Source organism: Nocardia sp. NPDC102475, from assembly GCF_055584605.1.
Window position 1 is genome coordinate 121492 of sequence record NZ_JBVJLS010000023.1, and the last position, 19262, is coordinate 140753.

General features: G+C 65.3%; 19 protein-coding genes. 10 read left to right on the forward strand and 9 right to left on the reverse strand.

Annotation, left to right across the window (positions count from 1 at the left end):
• Positions 1–138 precede the first annotated feature (138 nt).
• The gene (locus ACZ60G_RS33770) at positions 139–876 is read left to right on the forward strand and encodes a FadR/GntR family transcriptional regulator (protein WP_465815305.1); all 738 of its coding nucleotides are present in this window, start codon (positions 139–141) and stop codon (positions 874–876) included.
• Between the two features lie 110 nt (positions 877–986).
• Positions 987–1691, forward strand: coding sequence for a sterol desaturase family protein (locus ACZ60G_RS33775; protein WP_465815306.1), 705 nt, complete (start codon positions 987–989; stop codon positions 1689–1691).
• Between the two features lie 116 nt (positions 1692–1807).
• Here ACZ60G_RS33775 and ACZ60G_RS33780 read toward each other — a convergent pair whose 3' ends face one another.
• The gene (locus ACZ60G_RS33780; RefSeq protein WP_465815307.1) at positions 1808–2365 is read right to left on the reverse strand and encodes a TetR/AcrR family transcriptional regulator; all 558 of its coding nucleotides are present in this window, start codon (positions 2363–2365) and stop codon (positions 1808–1810) included.
• 119 nt (positions 2366–2484) lie between these two features.
• Between ACZ60G_RS33780 and ACZ60G_RS33785 the strand changes: the two genes are divergently transcribed.
• The 3 genes from ACZ60G_RS33785 (at position 2485) to ACZ60G_RS33795 (ending at position 6576) form a co-directional block, all read left to right on the forward strand.
• Positions 2485–3240 carry a carboxymuconolactone decarboxylase family protein gene (locus tag ACZ60G_RS33785; protein ID WP_465815308.1) on the forward strand — a complete coding sequence of 252 codons (756 nt, stop codon included), beginning with the start codon at positions 2485–2487 and terminating at the stop codon, positions 3238–3240.
• Positions 3241–3395: 155 nt separating this feature from the next.
• Positions 3396–4301 (forward strand): hypothetical protein, encoded by a 906-nt coding sequence (locus tag ACZ60G_RS33790; RefSeq protein ID WP_465815309.1) that lies wholly within the window; start codon positions 3396–3398, stop codon positions 4299–4301.
• 34 nt (positions 4302–4335) lie between these two features.
• On the forward strand, positions 4336–6576 hold the full coding sequence (locus tag ACZ60G_RS33795) for a heavy metal translocating P-type ATPase (RefSeq protein WP_465815310.1): 2241 nt from the start codon (positions 4336–4338) through the stop codon (positions 6574–6576).
• 284 nt (positions 6577–6860) lie between these two features.
• Here the strand turns inward: ACZ60G_RS33795 and ACZ60G_RS33800 are convergent, their stop codons facing one another.
• Positions 6861–7517, reverse strand: a complete 657-nt coding sequence (locus ACZ60G_RS33800; protein ID WP_465815311.1) for a maleylpyruvate isomerase family mycothiol-dependent enzyme — start codon at positions 7515–7517, stop codon at positions 6861–6863.
• A 72-nt stretch (positions 7518–7589) separates the two neighbouring features.
• Here ACZ60G_RS33800 and ACZ60G_RS33805 point away from each other — a divergent pair, with 72 nt between their 5' ends.
• The 3 genes from ACZ60G_RS33805 to ACZ60G_RS33815 all read left to right on the forward strand — a co-directional run bounded on the left by ACZ60G_RS33805 (position 7590) and on the right by ACZ60G_RS33815 (position 10573).
• A complete protein-coding gene (locus ACZ60G_RS33805) occupies positions 7590–8519 on the forward strand; it encodes a MerR family transcriptional regulator (RefSeq protein WP_465815312.1) in 930 nt (309 codons plus the stop codon).
• A gap of 212 nt (positions 8520–8731) precedes the next feature.
• On the forward strand, positions 8732–9376 hold the full coding sequence (locus tag ACZ60G_RS33810) for a dihydrofolate reductase family protein (RefSeq protein WP_465815313.1): 645 nt from the start codon (positions 8732–8734) through the stop codon (positions 9374–9376).
• 159 nt (positions 9377–9535) lie between these two features.
• Entirely contained in the window at positions 9536–10573 is a 1038-nt protein-coding gene (locus ACZ60G_RS33815) for an alpha/beta hydrolase (protein WP_465815314.1), read from the forward strand.
• A 6-nt stretch (positions 10574–10579) separates the two neighbouring features.
• On the opposite strand, the gene ACZ60G_RS33820 is transcribed toward ACZ60G_RS33815, so the two are convergent.
• The 6 genes from ACZ60G_RS33820 to ACZ60G_RS33845 form a co-directional block, all read right to left on the reverse strand.
• A complete protein-coding gene (locus tag ACZ60G_RS33820) occupies positions 10580–11629 on the reverse strand; it encodes an ABC transporter ATP-binding protein (protein ID WP_465815315.1) in 1050 nt (349 codons plus the stop codon).
• Positions 11626–12438, reverse strand: coding sequence for a molybdate ABC transporter permease subunit (gene modB / locus ACZ60G_RS33825; RefSeq protein ID WP_465815337.1), 813 nt, complete (start codon positions 12436–12438; stop codon positions 11626–11628). Before modB ends, ACZ60G_RS33820 begins: the two co-directional genes overlap by 4 nt.
• Positions 12438–13223, reverse strand: coding sequence for a molybdate ABC transporter substrate-binding protein (gene modA / locus ACZ60G_RS33830; protein WP_465815316.1), 786 nt, complete (start codon positions 13221–13223; stop codon positions 12438–12440). The genes modB and modA overlap by 1 nt, the downstream gene beginning before the upstream one ends.
• Positions 13223–13621 carry a TOBE domain-containing protein gene (locus tag ACZ60G_RS33835; RefSeq protein ID WP_063039958.1) on the reverse strand — a complete coding sequence of 133 codons (399 nt, stop codon included), beginning with the start codon at positions 13619–13621 and terminating at the stop codon, positions 13223–13225. Before ACZ60G_RS33835 ends, modA begins: the two co-directional genes overlap by 1 nt.
• Before the next feature lie 158 nt (positions 13622–13779).
• The gene (locus tag ACZ60G_RS33840) at positions 13780–15327 is read right to left on the reverse strand and encodes a serine/threonine-protein kinase (RefSeq protein ID WP_465815317.1); all 1548 of its coding nucleotides are present in this window, start codon (positions 15325–15327) and stop codon (positions 13780–13782) included.
• A gap of 114 nt (positions 15328–15441) precedes the next feature.
• Positions 15442–16164, reverse strand: coding sequence for a PHP domain-containing protein (locus ACZ60G_RS33845; RefSeq protein WP_465815318.1), 723 nt, complete (start codon positions 16162–16164; stop codon positions 15442–15444).
• Between the two features lie 755 nt (positions 16165–16919).
• On the opposite strand from ACZ60G_RS33845, the gene ACZ60G_RS33850 reads away from it, so the two are divergent.
• Together ACZ60G_RS33850 and ACZ60G_RS33855 are read left to right on the forward strand one after the other, a co-directional pair.
• Positions 16920–17267 carry a hypothetical protein gene (locus ACZ60G_RS33850; protein WP_465815319.1) on the forward strand — a complete coding sequence of 116 codons (348 nt, stop codon included), beginning with the start codon at positions 16920–16922 and terminating at the stop codon, positions 17265–17267.
• A gap of 664 nt (positions 17268–17931) precedes the next feature.
• Positions 17932–18162: a DUF6400 family protein gene (locus tag ACZ60G_RS33855; RefSeq protein ID WP_465815320.1), complete on the forward strand. Its 231-nt coding sequence runs from the start codon at positions 17932–17934 to the stop codon at positions 18160–18162.
• Positions 18163–18173: 11 nt separating this feature from the next.
• Here ACZ60G_RS33855 and ACZ60G_RS33860 read toward each other — a convergent pair whose 3' ends face one another.
• Positions 18174–19100: an LppP/LprE family lipoprotein gene (locus ACZ60G_RS33860; protein WP_465815321.1), complete on the reverse strand. Its 927-nt coding sequence runs from the start codon at positions 19098–19100 to the stop codon at positions 18174–18176.
• Positions 19101–19262 lie beyond the last annotated feature (162 nt).

Consider the following 19262-nt stretch of genomic DNA (forward strand, 5'->3'; position numbering starts at 1 on the left):
GGCCGCCGACAGGCGGGCCCGCCTCGGAGCCGAACCCGAATATGAGCGTGTATCGCGCACGTCGCGAGACACAGGAGGCCCGTCAGCAAACTGGTCTGACCACTTGACCTCCTGACCTATTTGGCGGAGAGTAGGGGCATGGCGTTGCAACCTGTGGTCAAGCGGTCGGTATCGGGCGATGTATTCGAGCAGATCGCGGCTGATGTGCTCAGTGGGGAGTTGGCGCCCGGCGCGACGCTGCCCAGCGAGCGGCAGTTGGCGGAGGCGTTGGGAGTTTCGCGGCCCGCGGTGCGGGAGGCGCTGCAGCGGTTGGCGGCTGCGGGACTGGTGGCGGTGCGGCAGGGAGATGCGACCACCGTGCTGGACTACCGGCGCGGGGCCGGGCTGGAGGTGCTGCCGCGACTACTGGTTCAGGCCGGTGAGCTGGAACCGAAGGTCGCGCGCAGCATTCTGGAAGCGCGGCTGCACAACGGACCGAAGGTGGCCGAACTCGCGGCGATCCGGCTCGGCGAAACCGAGTCGGCCACCGTGCGCGCCGCCCTGGATCGTACGGTCGAAGCGCTTGCCGCCGAACAGGATCCGATCGCACAGCAGCGGCATGCGATGGAGTTCTGGGATCACGTCGTCGACGCCGCCGACTCCATCGTCTTCCGGCTGATGTTCAACATGTTGCGCGCCGCATATGAACCCGCGCTCGCGGCGCTGGCCCCGATCATGTCCGCCGAGGTGGGCAATGTCGAGGCCTATCGAAACCTGGCCACCGCCATCGAGGCCGGTGCGCCGGAACAGGCCGCAAACACCGCTCGGGCGCTGCTCGAACCGGCGACCACGGCCCTGATCGAAGTATTGGAGGGCACCGAAAACATCGAACGCTGACGGCGAATACGCGATCCGGCATCGGCAATCCCGGATCACCGCGGCGGTTCGGAATATCGCTCGGTCGCCGCCGAATGGACGGCACCGACTGGCTCCATCGAGGAAAGACCATGACGAAACCACAATCATCCAGCAAGGATTCGGCCACGGCGCGTGTGCGTCAGGACGAGCGGCCCCTGCGCCGCGGCCTCACCCTCGCCGCCGCCTTCCGCGAATTCATCCGGCACCCGTCGCCATGGCTGATCGGCACCACCCTGGTGGCGGCGCTGGTCGCCCGAATCATTGTGGGCGACTGGCAATCGACTGATGCGCTGGTGCCCGCGGTCATGCTGGCGGTCTTCCCGGTCTTCGAATGGATCGTGCACGTCACGGTGTTGCATTGGCGGCCGCGGCAACTCGGCTCGATCCCGATCGATAGCGAACTGGCCCGCAAACACCGTGAGCACCATGTGGATCCGCGCAATATCCCGCTGATCTTCATCCCGACCAAGACGCTTTCGGTACTGGTTGTCGTCCTGATCGCGATCGCGACGCTGGCCTTCCCCCGGCTCGGCCTCGGCCTGACCTTCCTCCTGATGATCACCGCCCTCGGCCTCGGCTACGAGTGGACCCACTACCTGATCCACACTGACTACAAGCCGAAAGGCTCGCTCTACCGGGCGGTTTGGCGCAACCATCGCCATCACCACTACAAGAACGAGCACTACTGGTTCACCGTGACGACCTCCGGCACCGCCGACCGTCTGCTCGGCACCTATCCGGACCCGGCAACCACCGAAACCTCCCCAACCGCTCGCCATCTCCACTCCGCCTGACCAGCTCAGGGCGCGTTCGTAGGAGTACTTACCGCTGTCGACTTGCGAATCCATCGCGACTGGTGAGGTGTCTGCCTCACACCACCGGGAGGTCGCCCAAGCGGCAGGTAGCGAGGTCAGGTTGCCGCGAGCAGACGGTGCGCGATGGTGCGAGCACGGTCGGCGGCGGCCGGGGAGTTCTCGCGCACAGCCGTGACTATCGCACCGTCGACGAGCAGCGCGAATTCGATGGCCAACTCCTCGGCGTCGGATCGGCCTGCGGCAGCGAGGATTTCGCCGAGGTAGTCGATGACGCGTCGCTTGTGCCGATCGGCGGCCTGATGGGCGGCCGAGCTCGGATCGGCCACTTCGACCATGGTGTTGATGAAGGCGCAGCCGCGGAAGTCGTTGCGGGCGAAGCGTTCCGAGAGTGCGTCGAAGACCGCGAGCGGGCGGTCCGCCGGGTCGCTCGCCTCCGCTTCGACGGATTCCCGTAACCACGCCAGCCAGCGCCGATCCCGGTCCTCGAGCACCGCGACGACCAGGTCGTCCTTGCTAGCGAAGTGGCGATAGAAAGAGGCGCGGCCGACGCCGGACTCCTGCAGCAGGCGATCGACGCCGACCGCCCTGATGCCCTCGGCATAGAAAAGTTCCTCGGCCGTGGTGAGTAGTCGCTGCTTGGCCTGTGTTGCCATGGCATCACCATACCAGGACGGCACTGATCGGTACCATCTGACTTGACACATTCGGCACCGATCAGTACCGTTTCGATCCGGTACCGATCAGTACCATCACGTTCGAGTTTGGAGTCACGATGCCTCGGCTACCGCTTGTATCGACCGAAATCGCCGACGCCGAGCAGGCCGGCCTGCTCACCGAGGTGCAGCGCCAACTGGGCCGGGTTCCGAATCTCTACGCCGCCATGGCGAACAGCCCCGCGACACTGCGCGGATACCTGAACATGCGCGACGCGCTCACCCGCGGCAAGCTCTCGGCCCGCATCCGCGAACAACTGGCCCTGCTGGTCGCGAGCGAAAACGGTTGCGACTACTGCGTTGCCGCACACAGCATGCGAGCGGGGCGGATGGGTTTCACCGAGGAGGCCATCGCGGCCACCCGTGCGGCGCACGCCGATGATCCGCACGCGGATGCGGTACTGCAGGTCGCGCGCGAGGTGCTGCGATCGCGCGGCCGGGTCGACGATCGCGTCATCGACTCGGCCCGCGAGCGTGGCGTGAGCGATGCCGAGTTGAGCGAGGTGGTCGGTCATATCGCGCTGAACGTCCTGTCGAACTACTTCAATCACGTCGCCCAGCCGGAGCTGGACTTCCCTCCCGCCGAACCCACGAAAGACACCACGATGAACGCGAAATGGCGTAAGGCCGCCAAAGTCGCCTTGGTCGACGGATATTCACTGCTCGACCGGGATGGACAGCCGGTTCGGACGATCGATGACGTCGAGGTGTCGATAGAGGGCGGATTCCTGCACATCAAGATTGCGGAGTCGGCCGAGGTGCAGGTGGTTTCGGCGCCCGCCGTGGCGCTGGTCACTTACCGCCCCGAAGCCTGAGCATCGCAGCCGAGAGCCCGGCCCGGTCCAGTACCGAGCCGGGCTCTCGGCTGCATACCCTCACCCCGTACCACATTGACAATGTACCCTAGGGGGGTATGGTAGAGCCGAGTTCGGCGGGACGGTCCGCCGAATAATCCGAACGGAGCCTCCTGATGAACGCAGCAAGCAAGTTCACCGGCTTCACCCTCGGTCTCGTGGCGGTCTTCGGGATCGCACTGGCCGTCGGTGCCACGCTCGGGCCGGAACCCACCGAGTCCGCGCAGGACGCGAAGGGGCACGAGGCCATGAGCGAGTCCGAGGAGCTGCCCGCGGGACTCATGGCCAGCGAAAACGGCTACACCCTGCGCTTGGACACCCCGCAGACCACCGCGGCGGCGAATTTTCCGCTGCGGTTTCGCATCCTGAACCGCGACGGCTCACCCGTCACCAGCTATGTGCGCAGCCACGACAAGGATCTGCACCTCATCGTGGTCCGCCGCGATATGGCCGCCTTCCAGCACGTGCATCCGGTACTCGACCAGGCCGGAGCCTGGAGCGTCCCGCTGGATCTCACCCGCGCCGGTGACTACCGGGTCTTCGCCGACTTCACACCCGATGGCGGTAAGAATCTGACGCTCGGCGCCGATCTTCGGGTCGCGGGCAACTACGACACGCAGGCACTGCCCGCGCCATCGACCACCGCGCAGGTCGGCGAGTACACCGTCGCGCTGAACGGCACGGTCACGCCGGGCCAGGCCTCGAAGGTCGTGCTCTCGGTCAGCCGCAATGGCAAACCGGTCACCGATCTGCAGCCCTACCTGGGGGCCTATGGTCACCTCGTGGCATTGCGCGCCGCCGACCTCGCCTACCTGCACGTCCATCCGGAGGGCAGCCCCGGCGACGGTGTGACCCCGGCCGGACCAGGCATTACCTTCTACGTCGATGCGCCGAGCACGGGCGACTACCGACTCTTCCTGGATTTCCAGCACCAAGGCGTGGTTCGCACCGCCGAATTCACCCTCTCGGTTGCCGGTTCCGCGCCCATCCCGGCAGCCGAACCTGCCGGACACGGCCACTGATCACTACCCTGAGTCGCACAGAACGGAGCACACGATGACCACCGCGACACAACCATCCGCCGGACAGGTCGAATTGGTGATCGGTGGCATGACCTGCGCGTCCTGCGCCAATCGCATCGAAAAGAAGCTGAACAGGCTCGACGGCGTCACCGCGACGGTCAACTATGCGACGGAGAAGGCGCGGGTCGACTTCAGCGGTGATATCTCACCGGAGCAGTTGATCGCCACCGTGGAACAGGCCGGTTATACCGCCGCGCTGCCGATCGAGGAGCCCGTGGAAACGGCCGCGGAAGAGGATCCGACGGCGGCGCTGCGGACCCGGCTGCTGGTTTCGCTGGTGCTGACGGTTCCGGTCATCGCACTGGCGATGGTGCCCACGCTGCAGTTCGACAGCTGGCAGTGGCTTTCGCTGACGCTGGCCGCGCCGGTCGTGGTGTGGGGCGCACTGCCCTTCCACCGCGCCGCCTGGGCCAACCTGCGGCACGGCACCGCCACCATGGACACCCTGGTGTCGATGGGCACGCTCGCGGCGTTCGGCTGGTCGCTGTATGCGCTGTTCTGGGGAACGGCCGGGATGCCCGGCATGAAGCATCCGTTCGAGTTGACCATTTCGCGGATGGACGGCACCGGCAGTATCTACCTCGAGGCCGCGGCGGGCGTCACCACCTTCATCCTCGCCGGACGCTACTTCGAGGCGCGCTCCAAGCGGCGGGCCGGGGCGGCGCTGCGGGCGCTGCTGGAGCTGGGCGCGAAGGAAGTTTCGGTGCTGCGCGGCGGCGTTGAACAGCGAATTCCGGTCGATCAGTTGAGCGTTGGCGACACCTTCGTGGTGCGGCCCGGTGAGAAGATCGCCACCGACGGCGTGGTCGTCGAGGGTTCCTCGGCGGTCGACGCCTCGATGCTCACCGGTGAATCGGTGCCGGTGGAGGTCGGTCCCGAGGATGCGGTGGTCGGCGCTACGGTCAATGTCGGCGGGCGGATCGTGGTGCGCGCCAATCGCATCGGCGCCGACACCCAGCTGGCTCAGATGGCGAAACTGGTCGAGGACGCGCAAACCGGTAAAGCGCAGGCGCAGCGGTTGGCGGACCGGATCTCCGGGATCTTCGTGCCGATCGTGATCGCGCTGTCGGTCGCGACGCTCGGATTCTGGTTGGGCACCGGCGGTTCGGTCGCCGCGGCCTTCACTGCCGCGGTCGCGGTCCTGATCATCGCCTGCCCCTGCGCCCTCGGGCTGGCCACGCCGACGGCGCTGCTGGTCGGCACCGGTCGCGGTGCGCAGCTCGGCATTCTGATCAAGGGTCCGGAGGTGCTGGAGTCGACCCGTCGGGTGGATACCGTGGTGCTCGACAAGACCGGCACCGTCACCACCGGCAAGATGGCCCTGCTGGATGTCATTGCCGCCGCAGGTGAGGACACCGCCGAAGTGCTGGCGCTGGCCGGGGCGCTGGAGGATTCGTCGGAGCACCCGATCGCCCAGGCGATCGCCAAGGATGCCCGGGATAAGGTCGGTACACTGCGGCAGGTCGAGGATTTCGCGAATATCGAGGGCCTCGGCGTGCAAGGTGTGGTGGACGGCCATGCGGTGATCGTCGGGCGCGCAAGGCTGCTCGCGGACTGGTCGCAACACCTGGACGCCGACCTCGAGCAGGCCATGCACACTGCCGAAACCGATGGCAGGACCGCCGTCGCCGTGGGTTGGGACGGTAAGGCACGCGGCCTACTCGTTGTCGCCGATGCGGTGAAACCCACTTCTGCCGAAGCGATCTCGCAGCTGAAGGCACTCGGTCTCACCCCGATCATGCTGACCGGCGATAACACCGCCGCAGCGAAAGCCATTGCGGCACAGGTCGGTATCGATGAGGTGATCGCGGAGGTGCTGCCCGCCGACAAGGTCGACACCGTCAAGCGGCTGCAGGCCGAGGGCAAGGTGGTGGCGATGGTCGGCGACGGCGTCAACGATGCCGCGGCCCTGGCCCAGGCCGACCTCGGCCTGGCGATGGGCACCGGAACCGATGTCGCCATCGAGGCCAGCGACCTGACCCTGGTCCGTGGTGACCTGCGCGCGGCCGCCGATGCGATCCGACTGTCCCGCAGGACCCTCGGCACTATCAAGGGCAATCTGTTCTGGGCCTTCGCCTACAACGTCGCGGCGATTCCGCTGGCCATGGCCGGACTGCTGAACCCGATGCTCGCGGGCGCCGCGATGGCGTTCTCCTCGGTCTTCGTGGTCAGCAACAGTCTGCGCCTGCGCGGCTTCCGCTCCACCGCTCAATAGGAATCGGGCGGGACGGCGTCCATGCCGTCCCGCCCGATCCCATGGCTCACTGCAGAATGCCGCTATTTCCCAGACCCATCGCGGCACTTCCGGTGGCCCATGCGGCAGCGGCACTTCCGGTCATCCCCAAGAGGGAAAGCAGAATCATCGGTTCGACCTTTCGTAGAGCAACGATCAGCAATCGAAAATTACTGCGGCCCAATGGCGTCCACAATCAGCTGCGCGATACTCTCGGCAACCTCTCGCGACATTGCCAGTCAATTCCCAGCAAGAAATTTCGTGTTCTACCGTCGGTCACGTTGCGGAAATAGCGCTGCTCCGGCACCGGCGAGCTGATCCCATGCGTGCTCGCGACCGGTCACGATCAGGAGCAGGGCGGCGACCGGGCCGGTGATGGTGGATCCATCGCCTGCGGACCAGTCGGTGTCGGTTGCGGCGAGGCGGTAGCCGGTGAATTTCTTGCGGGCGTGGAATGGGGCGCCCATTGTCCAGATTCGGTGGATGGCCGCTCGTGCGGCGGCGACCGGCATATCGCGGGTGATGCCGAGTGGGACCGCGATGTCTTGGCCGTGCACCAGTAGGTCCATCAGGCGATCGGCCGGTGTGGTGCCGACCGCCGTGACCCGCGCGTCGATGCTGTCGCGCAACTCGCCGAGCAGCTGCTGAGTCGGGATGTGGTCCGCGTGACGAATGGCGGTATCGCGGATCGCCCGGTCCAGGCTGCCGCGGGCACGGATCACATTGATCAGGATCCAACCGATGGAGGCGCGGGCCGACAGCACGACGTGCGCGACGACGTCGCGGACTCGCCAGCCATCGCACAGTGCAGGATGGTCCCAGTCGGCTTCCGACAGCGGCTCCAATAGCTCGACGAGACTGGTTCGCTCGGTGGCGACTGCCCGCCAGATCTGGTCGGTGCTCATCTTCGTGTCCTCGGCCATCCGCGTATCTCCTTGTCCCGGTGGGTGTTCCAGTAGGGTAGGAACTCCACCGAGGTGGAGGTTCCAGCGAATGTGACTGAGAACACACACCGCGACGGCCTCGTGAGTATCGGGGAGTTGTCGCGAGTCACCGGGGTACCGGTCCGCACGCTCCGCTTCTACTGCGACAACGGAGTGCTGGAGTCGCGGCGCAGCGTGGGCGGGCACCGGTTGTTCGATCCGGCGACCACGGTCGATCAGGTGTTACTGGTGCGTCGTCTCCGAACGCTGGGCCTGAGCCTGTCGGCAATCATCGAGGTTCTCACCGGCACCCTGTCGATCGCCGATGCGATCGCCGCGGAACGCGCCGCACTCGACACCGAACTCGGCGTGCTGTCCTGGCGGCGCGCATCGCTACGCGCCGTCGAGGATGCGCCACCCACCGAACGCGCCCGACGGTTGGAACTGCTTGCGTCCGTGCAAGATCGGGACCGTGCACACGACAATCTGGTGACGTTCTGGCGGACATTGCTCGCCCCGATCCCACCGGCGCTGTTCGAGGGATTCATCGCGATGAACATCCCGCATCTACCCGCCGATCCAACCCCTCAGCACATCGTCGCCTTCGCCGAACTCACCACCCACATCACCGATCCCGCATGCACCGCCGCAATGTCACGACAGCTCTGGCGGACGAACCCGACCCGAATCCACGACAGACTCGCGCTGGTCACCGGGGTAGCCGAAGCATGCGCGGCCGTGGACTCGCTCGGCACACGACCACACCCGGGCCCGGAACTCGACCGGTTCATCGACGCGCACGCCACTGCCCGACGCGGCCGCGACAGTCCACGTCTGCGACACCAACTCCTCGACAACGCACCCGACAACGACCCGCTCATCCATCGCTACTGGAAACTCACCGCCGAGATCACCGGAACCACCACCGCCGGAGCTGCTCTCTACTGGCTGTACAAAGCACTTGCGCAGTGGGCCGACACGGCCGATGACCTCCGCGCGTGACCAGCGGTAACTGTTCGACCCGACCGGAATGCGGAGATCGCGCCCGGCAGTTGCTCGGGCGATGGACGGCGGTCAGTTCGGCAAGCACTCCAACAGGCGGTTGGTACTGGGTTCTGCCTCTGAATCGTCGCTCAGCCCTCAACTGATTGCACAACGGGATCAGTTCAGGTAAATTCTCAACCGATTGCAAATTGCAACCAGAAGGGATTTCGATGACACAGCTGGTTCGAGTTCAGAACTTCACCGTCTCCAGCGATGGCTACGGCGCTGGCGAGGGACAAACCCGCGAGCACCCATTCGGCCACGCCGATCCGAGTGCGCTCATGTTCTGGGCAGGCGCCACCGCCCACTGGCCCAACCGAACCGACCCCGGCGGCACCTACGGCCTCGACGACTACTGCACCCGCGACTTCACCAACAACATCGGCGCCGAGATCATGGGGCGCAACAAATTCGGTCCGCAACGGGGTCCATGGGAGAACTACGACTGGCAAGGCTGGTGGGGTGACGAACCCCCGTTCCACACACCGGTTTTCGTCCTCACTCACCATGTGCGCCCCTCGATCACCCTGGGGGAAACCACATTCCACTTCCTCGACGCGTCTCCGAAAGACGCACTGGTGCGGGCATTCGACGCCGCCGAGGGCAAGGATGTGCGAATCGGCGGCGGTGTCGCCACAGTCCGCGAGTTCCTCGACGCCGACCTGATCGACAACATGCACATCGTCGTCGCACCAGTCGAAATCGGTCGCGGCGAAAGGCTGTGGACCAACCCCGACGAACTCATCGACCGTTTCCATCTGGAGCAGATCCCGAGCCCGAGTGGTGTAGTACATCACTTCTTCTGGCGCAGGTGATGCAACTCTCGGCCGCACCGCTCAGCAACCCCCAGGACTGGGGGCTTCCGGCCGCATCCGGCTTCCGATTCGATCTACGGTAGTAACGACTGCCCATTTGGTGGACTTCCTAAACGGGCTCGAGTGTTGCGCGGATGCGATTTTCAGGAGAGACGCGGTATGCGATTCAGAGTTCTCGTTGCGGCGGCCGCCGCTGTGACGGTCGTCGGCACGGGAGTGAGCCTGGGGGCGCCTGCGGCCTCGGCCGCACCGATCAACAGCTCGGCCAAGGCACCGGACGGTTCCTACATCGAGAAAGTAGAGACCCTCGGCGACCGCAAGCTGCAGCTCGAGGTCCACTCCACGGCCATGGATCGAACGTTCCCGGTCGTGGTGGATCTGCCCGCGGACAACTCGGTCCCGCGCCCGACGCTGTATCTGGTCAACGGCGGCGGCGGTGGCGTCGACGGTAACGCCTCATGGGACCAGAAGACCGACGCCAAGCAATTCCTCGGCGACAAGAACATCAATGTCGTCGAGCTGATCGGCGGCCGGTGGAGCTACTTCGCGGACTGGCGCGCGGCCGATCCGGTGCTCGGCGTGAACAAATGGCAGACCTTCTACACCGAGGAGCTGCCTCCGATCATCGATGCGGCGCTCGGCACCAATGGCAAGAACTCGATCGCGGGCTACTCGATGGCGGGGACATCGGTGCTGATGCTGGCGATCACCAAGCCTGGCCTGTTCCAGAATGTCGGCGCCTACAGCGGCTGTGCGCAGACCAGCGATCCGGTCGGCCAGAAGTTCGTGCAGACCACGGTCGAAACGTGGGGCGGCGGTAACCCGGACAATATGTGGGGCCCCGCCGACAATCCGCTCTGGCAAGCGAACGATCCGGTCCTGCACGCGGACAAGCTGCGCGGAACGAACCTCTGGGTTGCGGCGGGCGGCGGTCTGCCCGGCGCGCACGACGCTCCCGGCGACCCGTTCATTATGGGCGACGACAAGTACAACCCGATCAGCGTGGCCAACCACGTCGTCGTCGGCGGCATCATCGAGGCGGCGATGAGCGCCTGCTCGCACAACCTCCAGAATCGGTTGAGCCAGTTGGGGATTCCGGCGACCTTCGACCTGCCCCCCACCGGCACCCACACCTGGGGCTATTGGCAGGACGACCTGAAGCAATCCTGGCCGGTACTGTCCAAAGATCTCTACTGACCTGGATCACGCCGGGTAGGTGTGGATTTCGGTGGCCTTGACCGCGGCCCACAGGGGCGCTCCGATCTGAAGACGCAAATCGGCGACGGTCGCGGGGGTGACATCGGCGAGCACGGATGGGCTGCCATCGAGGCGGATCCGGGTGGTGTTGGCGTGCTGTTCGAGCCCGACCACGGTGACCGGCCAGGTGTTTCGCGGGCTGCCCGTTGGTTGTTCGAGGTGCAGGCTCACCGCGCTCGGCGGGAACGCGACATGTACAGCGCCCTGGGCAGGCTCGGCGACAGTGAGTGCGCCGCCGTCGTGGAGATCGATGGCATTGCCGTGGGCTGTGCCGCGATAAAGGTTGAGGCCCACCAGGTTTGCGACATAGTCCGAGCGTGGTCTGCGGGCGACCTCGCTGGGCGGGCCTTCCTGGATGATGCTGCCGTTTTCGACGATGACGAGGCGGTCGGCCAGCACCATGGCATCGAGCGGGTCATGGGTGACCAGCACGGTGTGTCCGGTGTAGTCGGCGAGATGGTGGGCGAGGTCGGAGCGAACCTGCAAACGGGTGCTGGCGTCGAGTGCCGCCAACGGTTCGTCCAGCAGCAGCAGTCGCGGATCGGTGGCCAGCGCGCGGGCCAGCGCGACACGTTGAGCTTGACCGCCCGACAGCGCACGCGGTTTGGCGTGCAGGTGCTCGGCTAGGCCGACTCGCTCGAGCCAGTATTTCGCGCGGTCGCGAGCGGCCCGGCGGTGGTGCCCGCGGGCGCGCAGTCCGAAGGCGACGTTGTCCTGGGCGGACATGTGCGCGAACAGCAGGTAGTCCTGGAATACGACGCCGATCGCGCGACGCTCGGCCGGGGTGAACAGCTTCGGCGGTGCGTCCCATGTGTTTTCGTCGAGACGAATGCTTCCGCCGGTGAGTGGGGTGAGTCCGGCCAGCGCCCGCAGCGCGGTGGTTTTGCCCGCACCGTTGGGGCCCAGCAGTGCGACGACTTCACCCGGTGCCACACTGACGGCGATATCGAGTTCGAATTTGTCTCGGGTGATACGTATTTCGGCATCGAGTGTCACAGCGCTCCTCGCGTCCACCGGTCCCGCAGCGCGGCCAGTACGACCACCGACACGGTGAGCAGCACCAAGCTGAGCACGATCGCGTCCTCGGGATCGGTTTCCAATGCGAGGTAGACCGCCAGCGGCATGGTCGTCGTCTTGCCAGGGAAGTTGCCCGCGAAGGTGATCGTGGCGCCGAACTCACCGAGCGCACGGGCCCAGCACAGCACCGCACCCGCGATCACACCAGGCATCACCGAGGGCAAGGTGACCCGCCGGAAAGTCAGCCAGCGCGACGCACCCAGGGTGGCGGCGGCCTCTTCGTAGCGAGGGTCGGCTCCCCGCAAAGCACCCTCGACGGAAATCACCAGAAACGGCATCGCCACGAACGCCTCGGCTACGACGACCCCGGCGGTGGTGAAAGGCAGTGAGACACCGAACCATTCATACAAATGACGGCCGATGACCCCACGCCTGCCCAATACCAGCAGCAATGCGACACCGCCGACCACCGGCGGCAGCACGAGCGGGACCGTCACCAGCGCCCGTACGAACCCCAGTCCGGGGATTTCACCGCGAGCGAGCAGCCACGCCAAGGGAATCCCGAAAACAAGGCAGACGAGAGTCGCCGAGCTCGCGCACACCAGCGAAAGGCGCAGCGCCTGGCCGACTTCGGCGCTGAACAGCCGGTCGGGCAGACCGCGCCACGGCGCGCGCAGCAGCAGCCCGGCCAGCGGCAACAACAGAAACGCCAAACCGCAGACGGCGGGCAGCACGAGAACGAGCGGTCGCCGCCCGCGCGCTGCCCGCCGTCGCGCCGACGTTCGGATCACGGGTTGTCGAATCCCGCCTTGGTGAACACCGTGCGCGCTTGGTCGGACCGGACGAAATCGACGAACGCCGCGGCGGCCGCGGAGTTGGGGGCCTTGGCCAGCGGCGCTACCGGATAGTCGTTGATCGCCTTGTCCGCCTCGGGGAAGTCGATGCCCTCCACTTTGTCACCGGCGGCCTTGATATCGGTGCGGTAGACGAGCGCCGCATCCACCTCACCGAGGGTGACCTTCGTCAGTACTGCTTTGACGTCGGCCTCACGGGTGTCGGGCTGCGGGTTGACACCGGCGACCTCGAACACACTCTTCGCGGCGGCACCACAGGGCACCTGCTCAGCACACAGCGCGATCTTGGGCTCGGTCTTACCGAAGTCGGCGAGACCGGTGATGTGTCCGGGATTGCCCTTGGGGACCGCGATTTCCAGGCGGTTGCGCACGAACGTCACCGGCGTGGCCTTGATATCGCCCGCGTCGACCACCTGCTGCATATTCTTCGGCGCCGCCGAAGCGAACACATCGACCGGGGCGCCCTGCTTGATCTGCTCGGCAAGCGCCGAACTCGCACCGAAGCTGTAGACAACCTTGACCCCGGGGTGGGCAGCCTCGAACTGCTTGCCCAACTCGGTGAACGTCTCGGTCAACGATGCGGCCGCGAATACCGTGACCGTTCCGGAGATCTTGTCGGTGGGCGCCGGATCGGACGACTTGTCCGATCCACAACCGACCAACGTCAATGCGACAGCTCCGGTCAGAGCAACCGCGCTCAGCGAACGAATCATCCTCATCAACTTTCCGGGATTTCTACAACAACATGGGTGGACTTGACCGATGCGACCGCGACGCTGCCGACCTCCAGGCCGAGTTCGTCGACCGAATCGCGACTCAGCAGCGACACCAATCTGAACGGCCCGGCCTGCATCTCGACCTGAGCCATCACCGTGTCCTTCACGATGCGTGTCACGATCCCGCGCATCCGATTCCGCGCCGAGACCGCGACCGTGGCACCCGGCTCCGGGGCCTCCGCGTTGGCCCGCAGAAATTCCGCCAACTCGCGGCCGCTCACACCCTTGCGCCCGTTGTCCAGCTGGATCGCGTTGAGTCGGCCCTGATCGATATACCGCCGCACGGTGTCATCGCTGACACCCATCAACGCAGCAACCTCACTGATCCGCAGATTCGACACGATTGGCAGCATATTGCCGTATCCACGGAATGCATAGCCGAATGCACACGCGCCAGCGGATCATTATCCAGGCCTTCACGGGGCGCTCAGGCCGTGAGAGTTATCCGAAACACGACGTCGGCAAGCGATCCGACTCCGAGGTTCCGGTCGGTTTGCGGCTAGCCGACCGGCACGGTTACGCCGGAGGACGACGGGGCGCCGTGCAGGACCAGCTGGCTCGGTGTGTCGTTCTTCTTGTCGTTTTTCTTGCCGTTCTTGTCCTTGCCGGGGAGGTCGAAGGCCAGCCGGATCGTGCGGGTACTGCCGGGATCGATCTGGTCGACGCCAGGGCCGGACGCGTTGAGCTCGGCTGTCGCGGACGCGTCGGGGGCGAGGGAGCGGCCGGCGGCGGTGCTCAGGCGCTGATCGGCGATGCGGAAGACTTGGCCATGTTGGGAGACGTTGGTGACCGACAGCGTCACGATGGTGTAGGAACCACCCGGGGTCGCCGAACCGGTGCGGCTCACGTTGGACGCAACCCCGGTAACGGTGAAAGCAAAGTTCCCGTCACGCACCGCACCTGCTGGAACCGGGGATCGTCCACCGGTTGAGGGCGGCAGCGAACTGGTCGAGGCAGCAGCGGGCGTCGTCGTGCCTGGAGCGGAGTCAGACCCGAGGTCACTGCTCAGCAGCAGCCACAGTGCCGCTGCAGCGACAAGCGCTAGACCGGCGACGATCGGTAACCATCTGCGCACCAACAGCTTTCGAGGCGCTGGTGAGAATGTCGGGGGCTCGGGCGATTGCGGCGCTGACAGGGGCGCGGCCAAGGTCGGGGGCGGGCCGACGGCGGTCATAACACGGGTGGGCGGGTGACTGCCCGATCTCGCTGAGGCCGGTTGCGCCGACACGGGCCCGCCCAAAGCCGCATTTGCGGCGGCGGCGAACTCCCCCGCACTGGCATAGCGTTCCACCGGTTTCTTGGCCATCCCGCGGGCGATAACAGCGTCCAGCTGCGGCGGGACACCTCCGGCCGCCCGCGACGCACGCGGTGGTTCGGACATCAAATGCGCATGCATCTGCTGTGCCGGATCGCCGTCGCCATACGGCAGCCTCCCGGTGAGGGTTTCATACAGCACGCAGGCCAGCGAATAGACATCCGAGCGGACATCGGCCGTGCCGGTGAATCGCTCCGGCGCCATATAACCCAACGTGCCCACCACCAGGCCGGTGGCCGTGAGGGCGCTGCCGTCCGCGGCGCGGGCGATACCGAAATCGATCAGGTATACGAAACCGCTGGTGCCCTCGAGGATATTGCCCGGCTTCACATCCCGATGAACAAGCCCCGCCGCATGAGCGGCATCCAGCCCCTCCGCCGCCTGGGCGATGACCTCGACCGCCCGAGCAGGCACCAGCGCACCCGACCGCAGCCGCGTGGCCAGATCGATGCCCGCGATGTAGTCCATCTCCAAAAACAGATGACCATCGACCTCACCGAAAGTGTGAATCGGCACGATGTGGGGATTGCGCACCTGGGCGCCCAGCCGCGCCTCCCTCTCGAAACGACGCCGATAGCCCGGATCGGCGGAATACGCCGCAGACAACACCTTCAACGCAACGGTGCGACCGGTGCGGTCGCGCGCCAACCACACCTCACCCATACCGCCACGACCCACCAAGCGTTCGAGGTGGTAATTCCCGAACGAGCCGCCAGCGCTCTGCACCGACACACCCTGACCGTATCTCTGCCGATCGTCACCCCCGCGACCGGGAGCGCGGACAACGTGACCTTCGGGACTGGTCCCAGACGTTGGTTCGAGGTCGAAGCGGCCGAAGCGGAATCTCTATCGTGTCCAGAAGTGTTCAGGTCGGCGGCCTGGCCGGAATCCGAAGTGCTCGACCATAGCCATCGCCTCAGGGAAATTGTCGGCGAGCGCTTCTGGGAGGTGGGCGTCGCTGCCGAATGTGACTGCGCGCCCGCCTTCTTCACACCACCATTGCGGGATCCAGGGCCAAAGTCTGCGGGTGTTCATCTCCAAGGCTCTCCCACTGTCGGCGATGGCCCGCATCGCCACTCGAAACCCATCCTCGAATCGGCGTGGGTCGAACGGGCCGACCTCCGCACTCGGCCAAGCGCGCACCGCGTAGTCGATGTGGCTGAACACCGCGAACGCATCGGATCCTGCGACCATGCGGGAGATCTCGTCGAGGTAGGCGCGCATCACCTCGTCCGGGGGGAATAGCCGAAACAGGGTGTTGGGTTCGCTGCGGTCCCCGCCGATCGGGAGCGTGTGCAGGGAACCATTCACGCGGTCGAGCACGGTCAAGTCGAAATTTGTCGCTTGATCGTCGTACAGATGAGGTTGTCCGAACTCCACACCGGTGAGAATGTGCAATTCGGGGAACAGGTGTCGGCAGCGCTCGACGCAGTCGAGATAGCCGGCAATGTCCAGGGCCGGAGGGCGCAAATAGCCATCGTCCTCGAGCAGGTGTCGTTGGTGTGGCATGAGGTCCTCGGCGTCGGTGCGCCACGCGACATCAAGGTCGAGATGTTCGGTGAAGATCACCGCGGGCAGACCGATCGCGACGGCGCGTGCACAGGTTCGCTCCCATTCGTCCCGCAGCGTCCGACGCGGGACCGCCTGTGTCCCAAGACCATTCGCTGTGAATATGACTGTCGGCCGGAAGGAGCATGGATACAGGCTCGCACTCTCGTCACACTTCTCCCTCTACCCGTGGGCGACGGCCACTCAAATGCTGTCGACGAGCCGGGCCGCCAAGAGACCCGGGGAACACCCGCCCATTGACACACGGCGTACGCGGCCAGCCGGAAAACTCAGCCGTGCACCGTATTCCGGCCACAAAAGGTTTGGAGGCTGGTCGGCCAGGCGGCTCTGTCCGTGAGCGATTACGGCAGTTATTCGCGAATCCGCGTGGCGTGTCCCACGTGCATGCACCGACGATATTCGCGAATGGACGACAACAGGGTCAGATCAGCGTTTCGCGCTCGGCGGAGCTTCTACCTCTCTCGAACATCCGATAATGCCGGATGCGCGAATGCCCATTCATGCATCGGCGCTATTCGCGCGAGCGTACCGGTACTGCCCTGATCCGACAGAACCGCGCTGTCCGGTCAGGTCTCTGGTCATTACTTTGTTATGCCGGTACTGTGCGAGTTCGCATGTAGCGCAGAATCTTCGGGCGCGATGCGCAATAGTGGCCGCTCGATTGCTGTCTATTCATCAGAGCAGCAAGAGGCAGTCTCCCCCTGATGAAGTAGTGGAACTCGGTTGTTCCGAGGGCCCGAAAGGTTAGGAAAACAATGTTCCGTAATGCCCTGATCAAGACGAGTCGCGTCCTTGCGGTGAGTGCCCTGCCGTTGGCTGCGGCCGTCGTATTCGCGGGCGCGTCGTCCGCCGACGCGGGTCAGGCTGCTGCTGCGGCTGCTCCGGTTGTTGCCCAGCCGATCGCCGGGCTCCCGCTGGAGGATGTCACCACCAACCCCGACGCCCAGTACCCCGATCCGGTGCTGAACGGCGCGGCTGCGGGCGCTGCGATCGGCTCCGCCACCGGTTCCTTCATCGATCCCGTGCCCACCGTGATCGGCGCCCTGATCGGCGGGATCATCGGCTCGGTCAACCCCGGCGTCATCCCGCAGGTGCTGCCCTGACCCATAGGGCCACAACCCTTTTCGTCGAGTCCGAGCAGCTCGAGCTGCTCGGACTCGACTCCTTCACCGACCCACAGTCAGTCCTGCTGAACCGAGTACGCGGCCACCGCACCGATCGCGCTGCGCAACGGATTCGCAGCACCGAGACAAACCAGCCTGTTTGTAGTGATCTCGGCACCGCGTTCGGGACGTGCGCTGTCCGGCTGCGTCACGGCAGGCCCTTCCGGAAGATCTGCCTGGGCTGATGAAGTGAGATCACCTGGCCTGCAAGGTCATCCGACGATCCATAACTCAACATGCGCTACTTTGCCGAATATCGTGCGCGCGTCATCGGCCGCTGATGTCGTACGGCCCAGTTCGGATTCGATCTGTGCGGGGTGTTCGCGTCGGGGTAAATAGCATCGGAGTGGCCGGCGGCAGCACCCAGCAACGGCCATTGGCGAGCTCCGCTCTCTTGGTGGCGTGGCGCGATAGCGTCGTCGTGCCCGATTTCGGCGGTTTCCTGGCCATTATGTGGACGCATTTACTCCGCGGTCCAGTCCGCGCACAGGCATCGAATGTGACGAAGTCCAGCGTGGAATGTGATTCAGGTCATTGCCCGAGAAGGCGTGGTTGGGCATCGTCGTCAAATCGTTTTCGGAAAGAATCCGGTTGGAGATGCCACATGGCCGACCACAATTTTGCTTACGACCTCACGCTGGACGAGGCACGACGGCGCAGCGCCGTCGTAGCCGCGCTCGGTGACGACTGGGATCCGGTCGCGGTGCTCGCCGAGGAAGAACTGGCATACGACATGCTGTACTCGAATCTCGACGATGAGCAGCAGCGGATCTACGAGGAACTCGTCCAGGCTGGGATCCTCCCGGAACGGGCGACGCGCCAGATTGCCGACTGATCGCACGGCGCTCAGTGGCAGATCTTGTCCGCGACATCGGCAGGAACGCCGATCTCGGTGCAGTGCAGCGCACTGCCGAGGTCCTCAGGCTTCCAGCCTCCGTCGGCCGCCACGTAGTGGAACAGGACTTGGGCTCGGTTGACAGTATTGTTGTGGGTTCCCGTATGGGCCATCGCCCACTCACCCGCACAGTCGATTCGATCCTCGAGTTCGATCGGCGTCGCCAACCGCGACTCGATATCGGTGCCTCGCAACGCTTCGAGCAAAACGGCCTTGGTAACCGGGCACACCGGCGGCAAGCTCGCTGAACTCGGATCGATCACCTCCGTAGGGAAGTCACGGTCCGGAGTCACCGTGCGATCGTCGGCGCCCAAGGTGAGTGTGACAATGACCGGCCCACCCGAGGGACAGCAGCTGGCGTCATTACCCGCCAGCCAACGGTACTGGACCCGGACACTGCGATCGGACGAGCCGACCACCTGTGTATAAGAAGTCGACTTCTTGGTCGCGGTGCCCAGATAGCCTGCGTGGTTGAACAGCATCACGTGCCAGGGTGAGCTAGCGGTGCCGTGCGGAGTCCCAGCGAGCACCCAAAGTATGGCGGGACAAGCGCCGACGGAGGCGTCGGTGCCACTGTCCGCGTAGAACCCGTCGCCGCCGACGCCAGGACCGAGTGTGCCGAGCGCGGCTGTGACCACCGCCGACTTCAAATCGACGCATCTGCCGTTTCCGGCAGTGGCAGGAGCATTGTCACCAGCAGGCTGCGTGGCACCCGGGGACTGCTGAGTGACGGGAGGCTGAGCGGATCCCGTCACGGCAACGGTAGCGGAATTCGGTACCGACGACCCGCCGGAATGCTGCGTCGTCACGCCGTCCTGACATGCCGTTGCCAGCGTCACCGCCGCGGCCGCCACGATGATGCCGATGATCCTTTTCATCGAGTGTCCTTCCCCTCTGTACTACCGAACACTTCGCGTCCTGAATGAAAATCGTTGCGCCCCAGCTTTCATGGGCACCCCAGCAGCCGAGCCGAGGTACCCAGGCGATGGCGTGGTCGCGGCACAGCTCCAGCGCCGGTTCGGCGGCCCGGTCCAGCGGGT